Raw genomic sequence first — 18,643 nt, forward strand, 5'->3', positions numbered from 1 at the left:
ATGAATACTGAAACAATTAAGAACAAATTAAAACCGTTTATCTATCCAATTATTAACTTTATTCCTCGGCGAAGACTCAAGAATAAGAATTTCACGATTATTTGTGATAATTGTTGGGCTGGGAAAGTCTATCAGGAGTTGGGACTACCTTATCAAACGCCATTTGTAGGGATGTTTATCTTTTCACCTGATTACATCAAAATGCTCAAGAATTTAAAATATTATTTGAGTGGAGATATCCCCTTAAAATTTGTTAAGGAATCAAAATATATCGAGGATTTTGATAATGCCTATCCACTTGCCCTTCTTGATGATATTGAACTTCATTTTTTGCATTATGCAGATGAAAAAGAAGCAACTCAGAAATGGCAACGTCGTTTGGCACGCATTCACTGGGATAATCTATATTTCAAATTCAATGATAATGATGCTTGTACTTATGAGTTGATGAAAGAATTTGAAGAACTTCCATACAAGAGTAAGGTGATCTTCTCTTCGAAGAATTATAGTGACTTACCTTCCTTGGTTCATTTTAAGTCAGCTGAAAAGCAAGGATACGTTGGCATCGATTTGAAAACGTACCATCGCTATTTTAATGCTGTAACTTGGTTGAATAAGGGTGGAGAGGATCTAACTAAATGAAAAAGATAAGACTTATTATTCCATATTTCGGAAGACTTCCAAAATTTTTCCCTTATTTTTTGTTGACCGCCAAACGTAATCAAAAGATTGATTTCTTAATTTATACGGATCAAAAGGTTGACCAATTTGACATTTTAAATGCTAAAAATATAGAATTTGTAAGCCTTTCTTTTGGTGAGTTAAGAGAGAAAGTTCAGTCTAAGTTTGATTTTAAAATCTCTCTTAAAACACCTTATAAATTATGTGACTATAAAGTTGCTTATGGACTTATCTTTGAAGAAGAATTAAAGGGTTATGATTACTGGGGTTTTTGTGACACAGATGTCTTACTAGGTGATATTTATCAATTTCTTGAAGAGCATAGCTTTTTTGAGAATGACTATGCTAGATATGGTCTTTTAGGTCATCTTCAAATTTTTAAGAATTTAAGAGAAGTTAATCGTGTTTTTATGTCTGGGCAAGGTTCATATTATCGATTAGATTATCACAATGTCTATACTAGTGAACAAAATTTTATTTTTGATGAGGCAGAAGGTATCCAAAAGCTTTTTGAAAAATGTCATTTCAAACAACTGCAAGATAAGTTTTTTGATGATATTGATATTAGTCATTTCTCATTTCGAGAATATGGCGAAAATGAACCGAAACGCTATTATTTTTGGTCAGAGGAAAATGGTTTGGAATCGATAAATTTAATCGATAGTGATATAGTGGTTAAGCGTCCTCTATACGCACATTTCCAAAAGAGAATGATTAAATGCCCTGACTTTAAACTAGTCGATTCATTTTATGTTATACCAAATCAATTAGTTATTGGAGAGAAAATTTCTAAGCAAGAGCTAGTAGAGGTGACAAGAAATAAATTCTATTGGGAATATGTTAAATCAACAATGTTAAAGAAATTTAAAAAAGAAAAATGGACACTAGAATTTATTCGTCATAAATTAAGGATGAAGAGTAATGAATAATATAGATTTGAGTATTATTGTTCCAGTATTTAATGTTGAAGGTTATTTAAAAAGAGCCCTAGATTCCATACTTATGCAATCGTCACCGATCAATTATGAAATTGTGTTAATTGATGACGGTTCAAGTGATAATAGCGGTGTGATTTGCGATGAGTACCAAAATAATTTTTCTAATGTTTGTGTTAGGCACATTGAAAATAACGGAGTGTCAGAAGCTAGGAACCTAGGTATTTCTTTGTCAAGGGGTAATTATTTATTTTTTATGGATCCAGACGACTTCGTATCTGAGGATTTCTTTGAAAAAATATTTCCTACCCTCAATGATAAATGGGATGTTCTTTGTTTTGGCTACAATGAAATTAAAGAAAATAAGGACACTATTTTGTCTTGTCGCCCTCATTTGTATACGCATTGTGGTCTTCTTGGAAAGAATGAATTTAGAAATGAATTTATAGAGTTATTCAAAACGGATATGATGTATAATGTTTGGTCAAGAATCTATAACAAGTCATTTATTTTAAAACACGATATTAAGTTTCCTAGTAAACCAATAGGAGAAGACACTTCATTCAATTTTCAAGTTTATCGACATTTAAATACCATTCAATTTATTGACTCGACTCTTTATAATTATATTGCTGGTAGAAGCGGTTCAGCATTGACCAGTTTTCATCCTAGAAGAATCGAAATACAATTAGATGAACTTCAAGCATTACAACAATTACTTGAAAAGTTCCAAATAGAAGATGCCTCATTAATTCAAGAAATTAAGACAAAAATTATTGTAAGTGCAGCCTTTCAAATTTCTAATTTAAATGTGCGAAGGAAAGAAAAGATACAATTACTGCAATCTATTATTACTAATAAAGCTTTTGATAGTATTTTTTCAGGAAATAGGAATCAAACGATTGGGTCTTATAAGACCTTATTAAGACAGCGAGATATTTCTTCTTTTCTTAGAAGATTGAGTATTGATCTTCTTACCCAAAAAAAATTTCGGACAGTCATCTTTATTGAAAAAATGAAAATGAATCCGATTTTACGTAAAATTGCTTTTAAATAGGTGTAGCTATTTTATTAAGAGTAAAAAGGTATTATGTTAAAAATTAAGTTTGAGAACCTTTTGGTTATTCTAGTATTGACTCTCATTGTTGGGTACGATACTCTTATGACAACAATGTTAAACAGAGTAATCCCAAACCTTCCGGTTGTTTTATTAATCTGTTTATCATTATTATTATGTTTTAGATTTTTGTATATAAAAAAATTCACGTTCTTTTATATCTTAACTGCTATTTTATTACTACTAACAAGTTCTATCGTATTCATGCATACGGGCGGGACTAATTTCCTACTTTATTCATTATTGATTTTGTTATTATATGATGCAGATATTGATGTTATCTTAAAAACATACGTTATTGTGTCAGGAACGATAGTGTTGGGAGTTTTCTTACTTTCAATTCTAGGAGTTATTCCTAATTTACAATTTGCTCAGGTCCGTTCGTCTGGCTTTGTGATTAGAAATTCCTTTGGTTTCATTTATCCAACTGACTTTGCGTCCCACTGTTTTTATTTATTTATTGCTTGGGGATATGTACTACGGAAAAGGTTTATCATACTACGAACCTTAGTAGGTATTAGTTTAGCATTTTTTATCATCAAATTTTGTGATGCTCGGTTAAATGCCCTTTCTGTACTTGTAGCAACTGTCATTTTTATTGTCATGTATGTTACTAAAGAAAGAAAATTTAAAATTTATGGGATCCTACCTTATTTTGCAGCTATATTTTCTTTCTTAATGTTTTACTTATCGTATTTCTTTACCTGGTCTTCTTCATTATTTGTGAGTTTGAACAACTTATTCAGTATGAGGTTATTTTTAGGGAAAAATGCAATAGAGACCTATGGATTACATTTGTTTGGAGCAACCGGGGTTAAGTTTATAGGATATGGTGGCACAACAGAATCAGTATACAGTTATAACTATGTAGATTCCTCTTATATTCAAATGTTATTTTACTACGGAGTTGTTCCTGTCGTATTACTGGTATTGATATATGTACTTGCATCGAAGAGACTTTATAAACAAGGAATGTTTTTATTTCTAGCTCTATTATCACTTATTACAATAAACTGTATGATTGAAGCATTTTGGGTAAGACCAGGATATAATATTTTTATATTCACACTTTTTGCCAACCTTTTACCAGTTCAAAATAAAATGATAGATAGAGTTGAATGAACATGAAAGTTTTAAAAAATTACGCCTATAATCTTTCCTACCAGCTACTGGTGATTATCCTACCGATTGTTACTACTCCTTATGTGACGCGGGTCTTTAGTTCAAATGACTTAGGGACTTATGGCTATTTCAACTCCATTGTCACCTACTTTATCCTTTTGGCGACGCTAGGAGTGGCCAATTATGGAACCAAGGAGATCTCAGGACACCGGAAAGATATCCGAAAGAATTTTTGGGGGATCTATACCCTCCAGTTAGGTGCGACATTTGTATCTCTCCTCCTTTATGCTTTGTTTTGCTTGATACTTCCATCCATGCAAAATCCTGTAGCCTATATTTTGGGACTCAATTTGGTTTCAAAAGGGCTCGATATTTCCTGGCTTTTTCAGGGCTTAGAGGACTTCCGCAAGATTACGGTTCGGAATATCACGGTCAAGCTAGTTGGAGTCATCTCCATCTTCTTGTTCGTTAAGTCTGCCAATGATCTTTATCTTTATGTATTTTTACTAACCATCTTTGAGCTGTTAGGTCAGCTGAGCATGTGGTTACCTGCCCGCGAATTTATTGGGAAAGCCCGTTTTGATATGGCCTATGCACGGGTGCATTTAAAACCGGTTATTCTGCTCTTTTTACCGCAGATTGCTATTTCCCTCTATGTCACCTTGGATCGGACTATGCTGGGGGCTCTCGCCTCCACAAAGGATGTGGGGATCTATGATCAAGCCTTGAAATTGGTCAATATCCTATTGACCTTGGTGACGTCTCTGGGAAGTGTCATGTTGCCCCGTGTATCAAGCCTCTTGTCATCTGGAGACCACAAGGCTGTTAACAAGATGCACCAAATGTCCTTTTTGATTTATAATTTGGTCATTTTCCCAATCATTGCAGGCATGCTGATTGTCAACGATGACTTTGTTCAATTTTTCTTGGGGAAAGACTTCCAGGATGCGCGTTATGCCATTGCCATCATGATTTTTAGAATGTTCTTTATCGGGTGGACCAATATCATGGGGATTCAAATTCTCATCCCGCACGATAAGAACAAAGAATTTATGCTATCCACCACCATTCCTGCTATTGTTAGTGTTGGGTTGAATGTGCTTTTCTTGCCTCACTTTGGTTTCATCGGCGCAGCTATTGTATCAGTTCTGACAGAGTCACTGGTATGGTTCATTCAATTGTACTATACCCGTCATTACCTCAGGGAAGTACCGATTGTCGGGTCTATGGCAAAAATTGTATGCTCATCGGCTATGATGTATGGCCTGTTGCTACTTGTAAAACCCTTTCTACATTTCACCCCTACCCTGAATGTACTCGTGTATGCGGTGTTTGGTGGGATCATTTATCTGATCGCCATCCTAGTTCTGAGAGTGGTAGATGTGAAAGAATTAAAACAAATATTTAAAAAATAATGGAGTGAACTATGTACGATTATCTGATCGTTGGTGCAGGTTTGTCTGGAGCAATCTTCGCACATGAAGCTACAAAACGTGGTAAAAAAGTAAAAGTGATTGACAAGCGGGATCACATCGGTGGGAATATCTATTGTGAAGAAGTTGAAGGAATCAATGTTCACAAGTACGGTGCCCACATTTTCCATACCTCAAACAAAAAGGTTTGGGATTATGTCAACCAGTTCGCTGAGTTTAATAACTATATCAATTCACCAGTGGCGAATTACAAGGGTAGCCTCTACAATCTTCCCTTCAACATGAATACCTTTTATGCCATGTGGGGGACCAAGACACCACAAGAGGTCAAGGATAAGATCGCCCAGCAAACGGCTGACATGAAGGATGTTAAGCCCAAGAACCTTGAAGAACAGGCCATCAAGCTGATTGGTCCAGATATCTATGAAAAGTTGATCAAGGGCTATACGGAGAAGCAATGGGGACGTTCTGCAACAGATCTGCCTCCTTTCATCATTAAGCGCCTCCCAGTTCGTTTGACCTTTGATAATAACTACTTTAATGACCGTTACCAAGGGATTCCAATTGGTGGTTACAATGTCATCATTGAAAACATGCTGGGTGATGTAGAGGTAGAACTTGGGGTAGATTTCTTCGCCAATCGTGAAGAACTGGAAAGTTCTGCTGAAAAAGTGGTCTTTACAGGGATGATTGACCAGTACTTTGACTACAAACATGGGGAGTTAGAGTACCGCAGTCTTCGTTTTGAACACGAAGTCTTGGATGAAGAAAATCATCAAGGAAATGCCGTGGTCAACTATACAGAGCGTGAGATCCCTTATACTCGGATCATTGAGCATAAGCACTTCGAGTATGGTACACAACCTAAGACAGTTATCACACGTGAATACCCAGCTGACTGGAAACGAGGCGATGAACCATACTACCCCATCAATGATGAAAAGAACAACGCCATGTTTGCAAAGTACCAAGAAGAAGCCGCTAAAAATGACAAGGTTATCTTCTGTGGACGCCTAGCAGACTATAAATATTACGATATGCACGTGGTCATTGAGCGTGCTCTAGAAGTCGTTGAGAAAGAATTTAATAAATGACAGAAGAAAAAATTGATATCGTGGTTCTTTGGGTTGACGGAAGTGACCCGGAGTTTATCCGTGAGAAACAAGCCGTGACAGGTCAAATAGCAGAAATAGACCAGGAAATCGATGGTGAGCAACGTTATCGTGATTACGGCATTTTTAATTATTGGTTTCGAATGATTGAAAAGCATGCTCCTTGGGTAAATCATATTTATTTAGTCACCAATGGGCAAAAACCGGAATGGTTGAACTTGGAGCATCCACAACTCAAGTTGGTCACTCATAAGGAATTTATCCCTAAAGAGTATCTACCTACTTATAATTCAGCGGCTATTGAGCTTAACCTCCATCGGATTGAAGGCTTGTCGGAAAACTTTCTTTATTTTAATGATGATATGTACTTAATCAGAGACAGTCAGCCTTCGGATTTTTATAAAAATGGGCAACCGAAACTTTTAGCAGTATACGATGCTTTGGTTCCTTGGTCACCATTTACAAATACTTATCACAATAATGTTGAGTTGATTTATCGCCATTTTCCTAATAAGAAGGCTTTAAAATCTTCACCTTGGAAATTCTTTAATTACCGTTATGGATCTTTGATTTTGAAAAACTTGTTACTCTTGCCATGGGGGCCGACGGGATACGTGAACCAGCATTTACCTGTTCCGATGAAAAAGAGTACCTTGGCACATTTATGGGAAATTGAGGGAGAAATTTTGGATAGAACCTCCAGAAATAAGATTAGAAATTATGGGGTAGATGTCAATCAATACATCTGTTCTCTCTGGCAAATTGAAAGTAACCAGTTTTATCCGATGTCAAAGAATTTTGGAGAGACAATTGGTTTAAATCAAGTGGATAAACTTGATAAAATCTTTGAAGATAAACATAAAAAACTGCTTTGTGTGAATGATGATAGTGACCTTAAGGAAGAAAATCTCGTTCATTTTAAAGAAATCATACAAGAACGCTATCCTAAAAAATCAGCTTTTGAAAAATGAGAAATAAGAGATGAAATACTATTTAAAAGAAGAATTTTTACACGATCATAATGTGAAAAATGCCGGGAATAAGGCACGTAATGATGTTGAAGTGATCTTTAATAGACTAGGTTATGCCCCCTTAAAAGTTAGGGTAGATGACTGGTATAAAATGAATGTTCTTAATGCTCAGATTCACAAATATAGAGCACTTTTGAGAGCCTTCAAACGCTTAAAGAAAAATGATGATATTGTGATACAATTTCCCTTGTTACATCATTCTTTATTTATTAACAGTCTACTAAAATCTCTTAAAAATAGAGGTGTTAACACCTATCTTCTGATTCACGATCTAGAAACCTTGCGTTTTGTAAATGACAAGACTCTACCATTTAGAATGAAGTTACGGATGAAATTAACGGAAGGTGATACATTTTATAGTGTAACTGGCCTCATCGCCCACAATCCTATTATGAAGTCAGTTTTGGTGGATAAAGGAGTGGCGGAAGATAAGATTGTGAGTCTTGGAATTTTTGATTATTTGATTCCAAATTTCCAAGAAAAAAGTGGACTGACAAAAGACCAACCAATCATTGTGGCAGGTAATTTGGCCCAGGAAAAAGCTGGTTATCTTTATACTCTTCCAGAAGCACCGGCTTATAACCTCTATGGTGTTGGTTTTGATGAGAGTAGAGCACTTGCAAATGAAACCTACTTTGGTTCCTTCCTACCAGATGAGCTTCCTGCAGCCCTTGAGGGTGGTTTTGGTCTGGTCTGGGATGGAGATAGTGTTGAGACCTGTAGTGGCTTTTTTGGAGAATACCTCCGTTACAACAACTCCCACAAGGCGTCGCTTTATCTAGCATCAGGCTTCCCGCTTGTGGTGTGGAAACAGTCAGCCTTGTCACATTTTGTGCTTGAGAAGGGTTGCGGGATTGCAGTAGAGTCTCTTCATGACTTGAAGGAGGCAATCGATAATCTTTCAGATGTCGATTACCAAGACTTGGTGAACAATGCCAAGCGTGTCGGTCAGGAAATCCGAGAGGGTCACTACTTAAAGACGGCCTTAAATCAATTAGCATAAGATCAAAAGAAGTCAGATGGACTTCTTTTTTTAGTTTTTCAAAAAATATCACTAATTTTAAAAATTTGCCTTATAAAACTTTTCATCGCTGAAATCGTGTGGTAAAATGATTAACGTATAAAATTTGTATAAAGGGAAGTTTATATGAAAAAGAAAGATCTTATTTTTTATGCCGGAGCGGCAGTCTTGATGGCTGTATCTGCTCAGGGAGTCAGTGCAGATGAGCTGGCTTCAAATGAGGCTACTACTGAGGGCAACCAAGTTCAAGCTGAAAAAGCGCCAGAAGTAGCCGTTGCTCAAAAGACTGTAGCAGCAGTCGCAAGCAACTACGCAGCACCAGCAAATGTGACCGAACCAGCTGTGGTACCCGCAAGCAAGACTACGGCTTCAGAAAGTGGGACTTCATCTGTAGAGAAAGCTGCAGAAGCATCGACTACTGAGAAAGAAGAAACTCCTCTTCCGTCTGATACAGGTAGCACGACCTTCTTTAACACAGGCACTCACGCTCCTGCTGGTCGCTCAACAGATGTAGCCGTTCAGCCAAAATCATTTGTCGATGTGAGTAGTCACAACGGCAATATTAGTATTGCAGAATACCGTACACTGGCCAATAAAGGCGTGGGCGGTGTCGTTGTCAAATTGACAGAAGATACATGGTACAATAACCCAAATGCGGAGAACCAAATTCGTAATGCACAAGCAGCAGGGCTTCAAGTATCGACTTATCACTTTTCACGTTACACTTCTGAAGAATCAGCGCGTGCGGAAGCTCGATTCTATATTGCAGCTGCACAACGTTTGAGTTTGCCAAAGAACACCCTCATGGTCAATGACTTTGAGGATGCCAAGATGCAGCCAAACATTAACCGCAACACCCAAGCTTGGGTGGATGAAATGCGCAAAAACGGCTACAATAATTTGATGTTTTACACTAGTGCTAGCTGGTTGGATGAAAACAATCTTCGCAAGAAAGGTCCTGTCAACACCGCTCAATTTGGCCTTCAAAATTTTTGGGTAGCCCAATATCCTGCTCCGAAATTATCTGTTGAAGATGCTAAGAGTTTGCGTTACAACGGAAAAGCAGGGGCATGGCAATTCTCTTCCCAAGCAGAATTGCTTCCAGGGAAACATCTCTTTGACCATAGTGTAGACTATACAGGACGTTTTACAGCAAATGCAAAACCAGCAGCTGATCCAACAGTAGGAAACTTAAGTGGAACGATCAACATTGTCAATAACGACACCATGGCGGGACGATTTGACGTTGTCATCTCAAATGTTAAAGCCCCTAACGGAGTTCAAACTGTTTCGGTACCAATTTGGTCAGAAATTAATGGACAAGATGACCTTATTTGGTATACAGCGAATCGTCAGGCAAATGGGACCTATACCGTCAATGTAAAAGCATCGGATCATAAAAACTCAACTGGTCTATATAATGTCCATCTATACTATGTACAGAACAACGGACAATTGACAGGAGTTGGTGGAACGACGACTCAAGTATTCATTGGTAAGACACCTGAGCAGTTAAAACCTAAAGCAAGTTTTACTATTGAAAACAATAATGATAAATCAGGAACTTTCGACGCTGTGATCACTAATATCACAGCGCCACTAGGTGTCAAGGAAGTTTTAGTCCCATCATGGAGTCTAGAAAATGGCCAAGATGATCTTATCTGGCACAAGGCAACTAAGCAAACTGATGGTAGCTATCGCGTAACGATTAAGGCAAGTGAGCATAAGGGCAATAAAGGAAACTATCGTGCCGATGCTTATATCGTCGACAACTCTAACAATCGTTATTATATTGCTGAAAAAGTAGTTTCGGTTGATTACGTTCGACCAAGTGGTGTTCTGACGATTGAAAACAATAACCCAGTAGCAGGTACCTTTGATGCGGTTGTTAGTAATATTGTTGCACCGACTGGTTTAAAAGAAGTTCTAGTTCCATCATGGAGTTTAGTGGGTGGCCAAGATGACCTCATTTGGCACAAGGCAACGCGTCAAGCAGATGGTTCTTATCGTGTGACTATCAAAGCAACAGATCATAAGGATTCAACTGGAAATTACCGTGCTGATGCCTACATTGTAGATGATTCAAATAATCGTTTTTATCTGACCGAAAAAGTAGTTGACGTTCGTCAATCGCGCCCAACTGCTTCATTAACAATCGAAAACAATAATGTTTCTACTGGTAGTTTTGATGCGGTTATTCGTAATGTGGTGGCACCGACTGGTGTAAAGGAAATCTTAGTTCCATCATGGAGTCTTGAAAATGGACAGGATGATCTTGTATGGCACAAGGCAAATCGTCAATCTGATGGTAGTTATCGAGTGACGATTAAAGCGAGTGATCATAAAAACTCACTAGGGAACTATCGTGCAGACCTTTATATTGTTGATAATGATAACAACCGTCATTTTGTTACTGAAACAGTTGTAACCGTTAAGCATGATAAACCAACGGGAATCCTTTCGGTTGTCAATAACAACAAGGATACAGGTACTTTTGACGTCATCATCAAGGATGTCTATAGTCCTAAAGGTGTGCGGACTGTGCAAGTCCCAACTTGGTCGGATAAGGACGGACAGGATGATCTCCGCTGGTACGAAGCAACTCGCCAAGCGAACGGTGACTACAAGGTATCTGTCAAAGCGAGCGATCACAAGAATTCTACTGGTAAGTACCATATTCACCTTTACTATATCCAAAATGATGGTTCTCGTGTAGGTGTTGGTACTACGACTACAGATGTGGAGTTCCGAAATGCCGTGACCAAGACGCAAGCTTCTATTAAGAACGTCAATGCAACGAACGGGACTTATACAGTAGCTGTAGATCAAGCGCCTCAAGGTCGTCAGATTAAGAATGTTCGTGTCGCAGCTTGGTCTAAGGCTCATCAAGAAAATCTCTACTGGTATTCCGCAACCCCAACAGGTATGCACACAGAGATCACAGTCTCTGCCAATTATCACGGTAATGAAGCAGGCAACTATACTACACACGTCTATGTGGACTACAAAGATGGAGGAGTTGAAGGCTTTAACCTCGGTCAAACAGCCTTGTCTCCACGGAATCAAAAGGTGAATCCACAAACAACCTATTATTCTCAACGCGATCCTCGTTGGGCTGGGAAATGGTATGGTGTGAGCAATGTTGATCAGTCAGGTTGTGTGCCAACCTCTCTTGCCATGACCTTTACAGATATCCTTGGTAGAACGATTTTGCCAACAACAGTAGCTGATTATCTCTACAACAATACTGATTCATTTAACAAAGGTGAAGCAGGAACAGATTCTGATGGGATTGTAGCTGCCACTCGTAACTGGGGCTTAAATAGCCAATTGGTTAATGGAGCTAGTGGCATTGCAGAAGCCCTCATGGCTGGCAAACATGTGCTTGCTGCGGTAGGCAATAGCCAATTTACTAGCGATCCTTATACCCATGAGTTGGTCTTGCATGGCTATGATAATGGTAGAACCTATGTACGCGATCCATATAATAGCGGCAACAACGGCTGGTACTCCATCAATTATCTTCACTCCATTAAGAGTAAAGACCCGATGGATAACAAGCTCGGAGCACCTTTCTTCTCTATTTTTGCATAAGCTGAACAGAAGGCCAAATCGGTCTTCTTTTTTCTTTAAAAACAGGATAAAATCTTCTAATGATATTGTTTCTTGATCCGGCGGTTTGTGCTATAATACTACTATGTGGGTACAATCCGTAAAAAAATTGTAGGGGAAGATACATGAAAAAGAAAGATCTTATTTTTTATGCTGGGACAGCTGTTTTGTTAGCTTTTTCGACACAACAAGTCAAAGCCGATGAGCAACAGGCGTCCGATCAAACACCAGAAAATACATCAGCTGTCGTTGCAAAAACAACAACTTCATCAGAAGCGCAGAATACGGTGAACGAAGGAGTGGGAGTTGAGAAAGGTATTCAGACAGAAAATGCCGTTGGAGCAGAGACAGCACCTATCACACCAACTATTAGTGATACCCCGTCTTCTGAGCAGGTCACTAGCGAGAAGGGTGCAACAGAGCATCCAGCACCTGCCGTGGTAGCTAGTCGCGCTCCATACGGTGCACGCGCACGAGTGGTAGATTCAGAAAATAATAGTTTACCGACAGAAGAAGTACAGAAACCAAGTGGCACTTTCTCAATTGAAAATAATAACCAAACTACAGGTGCATTTGACGCAGTTGTTAGTAATATCACAGCGCCACTAGGTGTGAAAGAAGTTTTGGTGCCATCATGGAGTCTTGAAAATGGCCAAGACGACCTTATTTGGCATAAGGCGACGAAGCAAACTGATGGTAGCTATCGTGTAACGATTATGGCAAGCGAACATAAGGATAATAAAGGAAATTACCGTGCCGATGCTTATATCGTAGACAACTCTGGGAAACCCCACTATATTGCGGAACGAGTAGTTTCGGTTGATTACGTTCGACCAAGTGGTGTTCTGACGATTGAAAACAATAACCCAGTAGCAGGTACCTTTGATGCTGTTGTAAGCAATATTGTTGCACCAACTGGTCTGAAAGAAGTTTTAGTTCCATCATGGAGTCTAGAAAATGGCCAAGATGACCTCATTTGGCACAAGGCAACGCGTCAAGCAGATGGTTCTTATCGTGTGACTATCAAAGCAACGGATCATAAGGATTCAACTGGCAAATACCGTGCCGATGTCTACATTGTAGATGGTTCAAATAATCATTTGTATTTGACTAAAAAAGTAGTTGACGTTCAACAAGTCAAACCAAATGGTACAGTAACGATTGAAAATAACAATACTGAGACAGGAACCTTTGATGCGGTTATTCGGAATGTAGTCGCTCCAACTGGTTTGAAAGAAGTTTTAGTCCCTACTTGGTCTAACAAAAATGGTCAGGACGATTTGATTTGGCATAAGGCAGTCCGTCAAAGTGATGGTAGCTACCGTGCAACCATTAAAGCATCTGAGCATAAGAATGACACAGGTGAATTTAATGTCCATATTTACTACGTAGATCAAAATAATCAAAAAGCCTACATCACAAAGACCACGACAGAAGTACGTGAAGTTAAACCAAGTGGCACTGTCACAATTGAGAACAACAATACTGTAACAGGCACATTTGATGCCGTTATTCGTAATGTTGTTGCACCAAATGGCTTGAAAGAAGTCTTGGTTCCAACATGGTCAGATTCAAACGGGCCTGATGATCTGGTATGGCATAAAGCAGTGCTTCAAAGCGATGGTAGTTATCGTGCTACTATCAAAGCCTCAGATCATAAAAATGAGGATGGTAAGTACAATGTCCATGTTTATTATGTAGATCAAAATAATCAACGAAATTACATCACAGAAACTACGACAGAAGTGCGTCAAGCCCGTCTTTCTGGAACTATTTTGATTCAAAATAACAACAAAGATACGGGCACCTTTGACGTCATTATTAAAGATGTCTACAGCCCTAAAGGTGTGCGGACTGTTCAAGTTCCAACTTGGTCGGACAAGGATGGTCAGGATGATCTTCGCTGGTATGAAGCAACTCGCCAAGCGAATGGAGACTACAAGGTATCTGTCAAAGCGAGCGATCACAAGAATTCTACTGGTAAGTACCATATTCACCTTTACTATATCCAAAATGATGGTTCTCGTGTAGGTGTTGGTACCACGACTACAGAAGTGGAGTTCCGAAATGCCATGACCAAGACGCAAGCTTCTATTAAGAACGTCAATTCTGGTGCTGGAACCTATACAGTAACGGTGGATCAAGCACCACAAGGTCGTCAGATTAAGAATATCCGTGTTGCTGCTTGGTCTCAAGCCCATCAAGAAAATCTCTACTGGTATTCAACAGCACCTTCTGGTATGCATACAGAAGTGCAGGTCTCTGCAGCGAATCACCAATACCAGAAAGGAAACTACACAACCCACGTCTATGTGGACTATGTGGATGGTGGCGTTGAAGGCTTTAACCTTGGTCAAACAGCTCTTTCACCTCGCGTGACGGTTGACCAAACAGCTTACAATCCTCATGTTTCTAATGGTCAACGAGATCGTATTTTACGAGCTGCAGCAAGTCTTGTCGGTGTTCGTGGCGGAAGTGCAGCCCATCATCAATTGGTCAACGATTACAATAGCGTACGTCCCCTACCAGTTGGATACGCTGTGAAAAATTCTGATGATTGGTGTGATATCTTTGTCACAACGGTCTTCCAGCGTGAGGGCTTGAGTGGTTTGATTGGCCGTGAATGTGGAGTCGAACGGCACATTCAGATTTTCAAACGTTTGGGTATCTGGAATGAAGATGGTACCACTACACCAAAAGCAGGGGATATCATCACCTTTAACTGGGATCAAAATAGCCAGCAAAATAATGGCTTCGCGGATCACATCGGAATTGTTGAGAGCGTCTCAAATGGGGTTATTCACACCATTGAAGGAAACTCAAATGATCAGGTTCGTAGAAAAGCCTACCGAATCGGTCATGGCAATATCCGTGGATTTGCAAGTCCTCGATACCAATAACAAAAAAGAAGCCCGGTGGCTTCTTTTTTAGAATGCAGATAAATTTTTTTAAAATAAAATGAGAGATTCTGTCAATTGTTTTAAATAATTTTTATCTTTTGAATTATTCGATTATGACTGGAGAGTTTACGCAGTGAGAAATGTGCTTGAAATATTAGAATTTCAAGCACTCGGGAGTTTTGAGACCTGGGGCTCAAAACTAAGTCATGGAACTTCTTTGAAGTTCGCTGACGTCCGTACTCACTTAAGGAAAGTCTCTGAGAAGACTATTTCGGTTCTTTTCTCATTTTCTCAACCCTTCTTCGAAACTCTTAGAAGGGGCTTCGACTTGGATGGTTTCAAGGGTTAATGGATTGGTGAAGGTCAGGCGGTGGGCATGGAGCATGAGTCGCTTTCCTCGTGCAGGGTTATAGAGAGGATCTCCGACAATCGGGTGCCCATGATGGGAGAGATGAACCCGGATCTGATGGGTACGTCCCGTCTTGAGCTGACATTTGACCAGGCTGTTTCGTCCGATTTTTTTCAGTTGTGTCACCTGGGTTTCTGCGTACTGACCTTTTCGCGGATCGACCAAGCGCTTGCGCCGATCGTGGCGATCGCGTCCAATTTTATCCTTGTAAATGATAGTTTTTTGTGCTAAGCTGCCTTGGATCAAGGCCCAATACTCACGTTGGATTTTTTTATCTTCCAAAATTCGGTTGAGAATCGGCAGGATAAAAGGATTCTTGGCAAATAAAATCGCTCCACTGGTTTCTTTGTCTAGTCGGTGGACGACGTGGCAGGTAGCTCCGACATAGCTGGAAACATGGTTGAGCAGAGCAATTTCTGTTGGCTCATTGGCATGGGTCTTCATGCTTTCAGGCTTATTGACAATGATGACATGCTCATCCTGATAGAGTTCTTCGACCAGACTCGGATCGCCTGCAGGGAGCTCTTTTTCAGGGTAATCATCCGCGTCAAAGATCAGCTGGATCTGGTCACCTTTTTGAACGGGGCTCTGCCAGTTGATGGTTTCTTCATTCACCAAGACATGCTTCTTGGTTCGTAAAAAATGCCGGATCTTACGGGGAATGAGGAAGTAGTCCTCAAGCAGCTCTTTCACAGTCATCTGTGGAAAAGATTCTGGAATGGTAAATTGATAGTTCATGACCCTATTGTAGCAAAATTTAAGCTTAAAGAAAACTAAATGGGAGAAGGGGATGAGCGATCTTTTCTTGCTAGGACAAGGATAAGGTGTTAAAATAACAGGTATGAATAGAATAAAAGAATTATTTGAAAACCTGATCACTTTTTTTAGAAAGGATCATCCACCCAAAGCGGTGGCAGAAGAAGTGCCCGATACGGAACTGCCGGAAGAGACAGTAGAGCCGACCTATAGTCGCTCGAGCAAGCACAGAAGCAAGCCTCTCTCTCAGCACCCCTTCCGTCGTTTTTGGCGCCGCTTCCATTTGACCAAGATCCTCCTGATTATTGGGCTAGGCTTTAGCCTCTTAACAGGGGGCTATCTCTTCTACCTTGCTAAGACGACCAACGTCAAGGATTTGCAAAATGCACTGAAGGCGACCACCATTATCTATGATAAGAATGGGGACCAGGCTGGAAGTTTGACCGGGCAAAAAGGAACCTACGTCGAACTCGATGCCATTAGTGAGAATCTGCAAAATGCCGTAGTCGCAACAGAGGACCGGAGCTTTTACAAGAATAGCGGGATCAACTATGGTCGTTTCTTCTTAGCGATTTTGACCCTAGGTCGCTCAGGTGGTGGGTCGACCATCACCCAGCAGCTAGCCAAGAATGCTTATCTGTCTCAGGACCAGACGGTGGAGCGCAAGGCCAAGGAATTTTTCCTAGCCCTTGAAATCAATAAGAAGTACAGCAAAAAAGAGATCCTCACCATGTATCTCAACAATGCCTATTTTGGAAATGGGGTTTGGGGCATTGAGGATGCTTCCAAGAAGTATTTTGGGGTTTCAGCCAGTCAATTAAGTCTGGATCAGTCTGCGGTTCTCGCAGGTATGCTGAAGGGGCCAGAGATCTATAACCCGCTCTATTCAGTAGAGAATGCGACCAATCGCCGCAATACGGTCCTCCAAAATATGGTGGCAGCTGGTTATATTGACCAGAAAACAGCTGATCAGTCAGCTGCTGTCGATATCCATGGCCAGCTAGTCGATGCCTATCAAGGCAAATCAGAGGATTACCGCTACCCATCCTACTTTGATGCGGTCATCAATGAAGCAGTCAATAAATACGGACTGACCGAAGAGGACATTGTCAAAAATGGCTATCGGATCTACACCGAGCTGGATCAAAATTACCAAGCAAGCATGCAGGTAATCTATGATAATACGGCCCTCTTCCCAGTAGCGGAAGACGGCACGCGCGCTGAATCTGGTAGTGTAGCCCTCGATCCTAAGACCGGTGGGGTTCGGGCTCTCGTAGGTCGTGTCGGCAGCGATCAAAACCCAGGATTCCGTAGCTATAACTATGCGACTCAGGCTGCCCGTAGTCCAGGATCAACCATCAAACCTTTGGTGGTCTATAGTCCAGCCGTTGCCGAAGGTTGGTCGACCAATAAGGAGTTGGACAATAGTACCACCCAATATGGAAGCTATCAGGTCAACAACTATGCGGGAATCCAGACGAGCCCAACAGTACCGATGTACCAGGCTTTGGCAGAATCCCTCAACCTTCCAGCTGTTGCGACGGCTAATGATTTAGGCCTGAACAAAGTTTTTGAGTACGGGAAAAAATTCGGCCTGAATATGGACAAGGTAGATAAGAACCTTGCTGTCGCCTTGGGATCTGGTGTGACAACCAATCCGATGCAGATGGCTCAGGCTTATGGGACCTTTGCCAATGGCGGGGTCATGAATGATGCTCACCTCATTACCAAGATCGAAAATGCCAGTGGCCAGGTGGTCAAGAGCCACAGCCAGAAATCCACACGCGTACTCAGTGGGTCCACAACGGATAAGATGACCAATATGATGCTAGGTACCTTTAGTAATGGTACGGGGGTTAACGCTGCACCATACGGCTATACCATGGCAGGGAAAACCGGTACGACAGAGACCAGCTTTAATAAGGACCTCTCTGGAGACCAATGGGTGATCGGCTACACGCCAGATGTGGTCATCAGTCAGTGGCTTGGTTTCCCAACGACCGATGAAGGTCATTACCTGACCGATAGTAGTGCTGGAACGGCATCCGAGATCTTCCGCAATGTTGCCAACAGTGTCCTGCCTTATACAGACGGTACCCAGTTTGATTCGGTGAAGAACTCTTATGCTGAAAATGGCATTGCGCCAGTCGGAGAAGAAACTACAGAAACAGACAGCAAAGAAGACAAAGGTTTCTTTGAGGATGTCAAAGAAAAGGCGTCGAATATGGTCGATGATGCGAAAAAAGCAATCGACGAGGCCGATATCCCAGGAAAAGCGAAAAACGCTTGGGATACCTTCAAAGGCTGGCTTGGTTTCTAAACAAAAAAACGATTCAGAAGAATTCCTGAATCGTTTTTTGCAGATTGAAGACAAAGACATCTTAGCAACTTTCCTTAGGTGAGTACGGACGTCAGCGAACTTCGAAGAAGTTTCATGACTAAATTAAGATACAAAAGGCGCGGCGGATAAAGTCAAAATAGGAAGTTTGACGCAGAATCTTTAGATTCTAGGAA

General features: G+C 40.3%; 12 protein-coding genes. 11 read left to right on the forward strand and 1 reads right to left on the reverse strand.

Features of this window, described 5'->3' with window-relative positions; genetic code table 11:
- From JX304_RS09920 to JX304_RS09965, 10 genes are all read left to right on the forward strand, one after another.
- Positions 1–642 carry a DUF1919 domain-containing protein gene (locus tag JX304_RS09920; protein WP_205012421.1) on the forward strand — a complete coding sequence of 214 codons (642 nt, stop codon included), beginning with the start codon at positions 1–3 and terminating at the stop codon, positions 640–642.
- Positions 639–1,610, forward strand: coding sequence for a DUF6625 family protein (locus tag JX304_RS09925; RefSeq protein ID WP_205012422.1), 972 nt, complete (start codon positions 639–641; stop codon positions 1,608–1,610). The genes JX304_RS09920 and JX304_RS09925 overlap by 4 nt, the downstream gene beginning before the upstream one ends.
- On the forward strand, positions 1,603–2,673 hold the full coding sequence (locus JX304_RS09930) for a glycosyltransferase family 2 protein (RefSeq protein ID WP_205012423.1): 1,071 nt from the start codon (positions 1,603–1,605) through the stop codon (positions 2,671–2,673). The genes JX304_RS09925 and JX304_RS09930 overlap by 8 nt, the downstream gene beginning before the upstream one ends.
- A gap of 33 nt (positions 2,674–2,706) precedes the next feature.
- Positions 2,707–3,855 carry a polysaccharide polymerase gene (locus tag JX304_RS09935; protein WP_205012424.1) on the forward strand — a complete coding sequence of 383 codons (1,149 nt, stop codon included), beginning with the start codon at positions 2,707–2,709 and terminating at the stop codon, positions 3,853–3,855.
- A gap of 2 nt (positions 3,856–3,857) precedes the next feature.
- A complete protein-coding gene (locus JX304_RS09940; RefSeq protein WP_205012425.1) occupies positions 3,858–5,270 on the forward strand; it encodes a flippase in 1,413 nt (470 codons plus the stop codon).
- A gap of 11 nt (positions 5,271–5,281) precedes the next feature.
- Positions 5,282–6,382 (forward strand): UDP-galactopyranose mutase, encoded by a 1,101-nt coding sequence (gene glf / locus JX304_RS09945; protein WP_205012426.1) that lies wholly within the window; start codon positions 5,282–5,284, stop codon positions 6,380–6,382.
- Positions 6,379–7,371 carry a stealth family protein gene (locus tag JX304_RS09950; protein ID WP_205012427.1) on the forward strand — a complete coding sequence of 331 codons (993 nt, stop codon included), beginning with the start codon at positions 6,379–6,381 and terminating at the stop codon, positions 7,369–7,371. Before glf ends, JX304_RS09950 begins: the two co-directional genes overlap by 4 nt.
- 10 nt (positions 7,372–7,381) lie before the next feature.
- On the forward strand, positions 7,382–8,434 hold the full coding sequence (locus tag JX304_RS09955) for a sugar transferase (protein WP_205012428.1): 1,053 nt from the start codon (positions 7,382–7,384) through the stop codon (positions 8,432–8,434).
- A gap of 144 nt (positions 8,435–8,578) precedes the next feature.
- A complete protein-coding gene (locus tag JX304_RS09960) occupies positions 8,579–12,046 on the forward strand; it encodes a GBS Bsp-like repeat-containing protein (protein WP_205012429.1) in 3,468 nt (1,155 codons plus the stop codon).
- A 143-nt stretch (positions 12,047–12,189) separates the two neighbouring features.
- Complete coding sequence (locus JX304_RS09965; RefSeq protein ID WP_205012430.1) at positions 12,190–14,964, forward strand: GBS Bsp-like repeat-containing protein; 2,775 nt, start codon at positions 12,190–12,192, stop codon at positions 14,962–14,964.
- A 283-nt stretch (positions 14,965–15,247) separates the two neighbouring features.
- Here JX304_RS09965 and JX304_RS09970 read toward each other — a convergent pair whose 3' ends face one another.
- Positions 15,248–16,111, reverse strand: a complete 864-nt coding sequence (locus JX304_RS09970; protein WP_205012431.1) for an RluA family pseudouridine synthase — start codon at positions 16,109–16,111, stop codon at positions 15,248–15,250.
- A gap of 103 nt (positions 16,112–16,214) precedes the next feature.
- Between JX304_RS09970 and pbp2a the strand changes: the two genes are divergently transcribed.
- A complete protein-coding gene (gene pbp2a / locus JX304_RS09975) occupies positions 16,215–18,449 on the forward strand; it encodes a penicillin-binding protein PBP2A (RefSeq protein WP_205012432.1) in 2,235 nt (744 codons plus the stop codon).
- Positions 18,450–18,643 lie beyond the last annotated feature (194 nt).

The sequence above is a fragment of the Streptococcus parasanguinis genome (assembly GCF_901875555.1).
In the GTDB taxonomy this organism is placed as follows: Bacteria; Bacillota; Bacilli; order Lactobacillales; family Streptococcaceae; genus Streptococcus; species Streptococcus parasanguinis_H.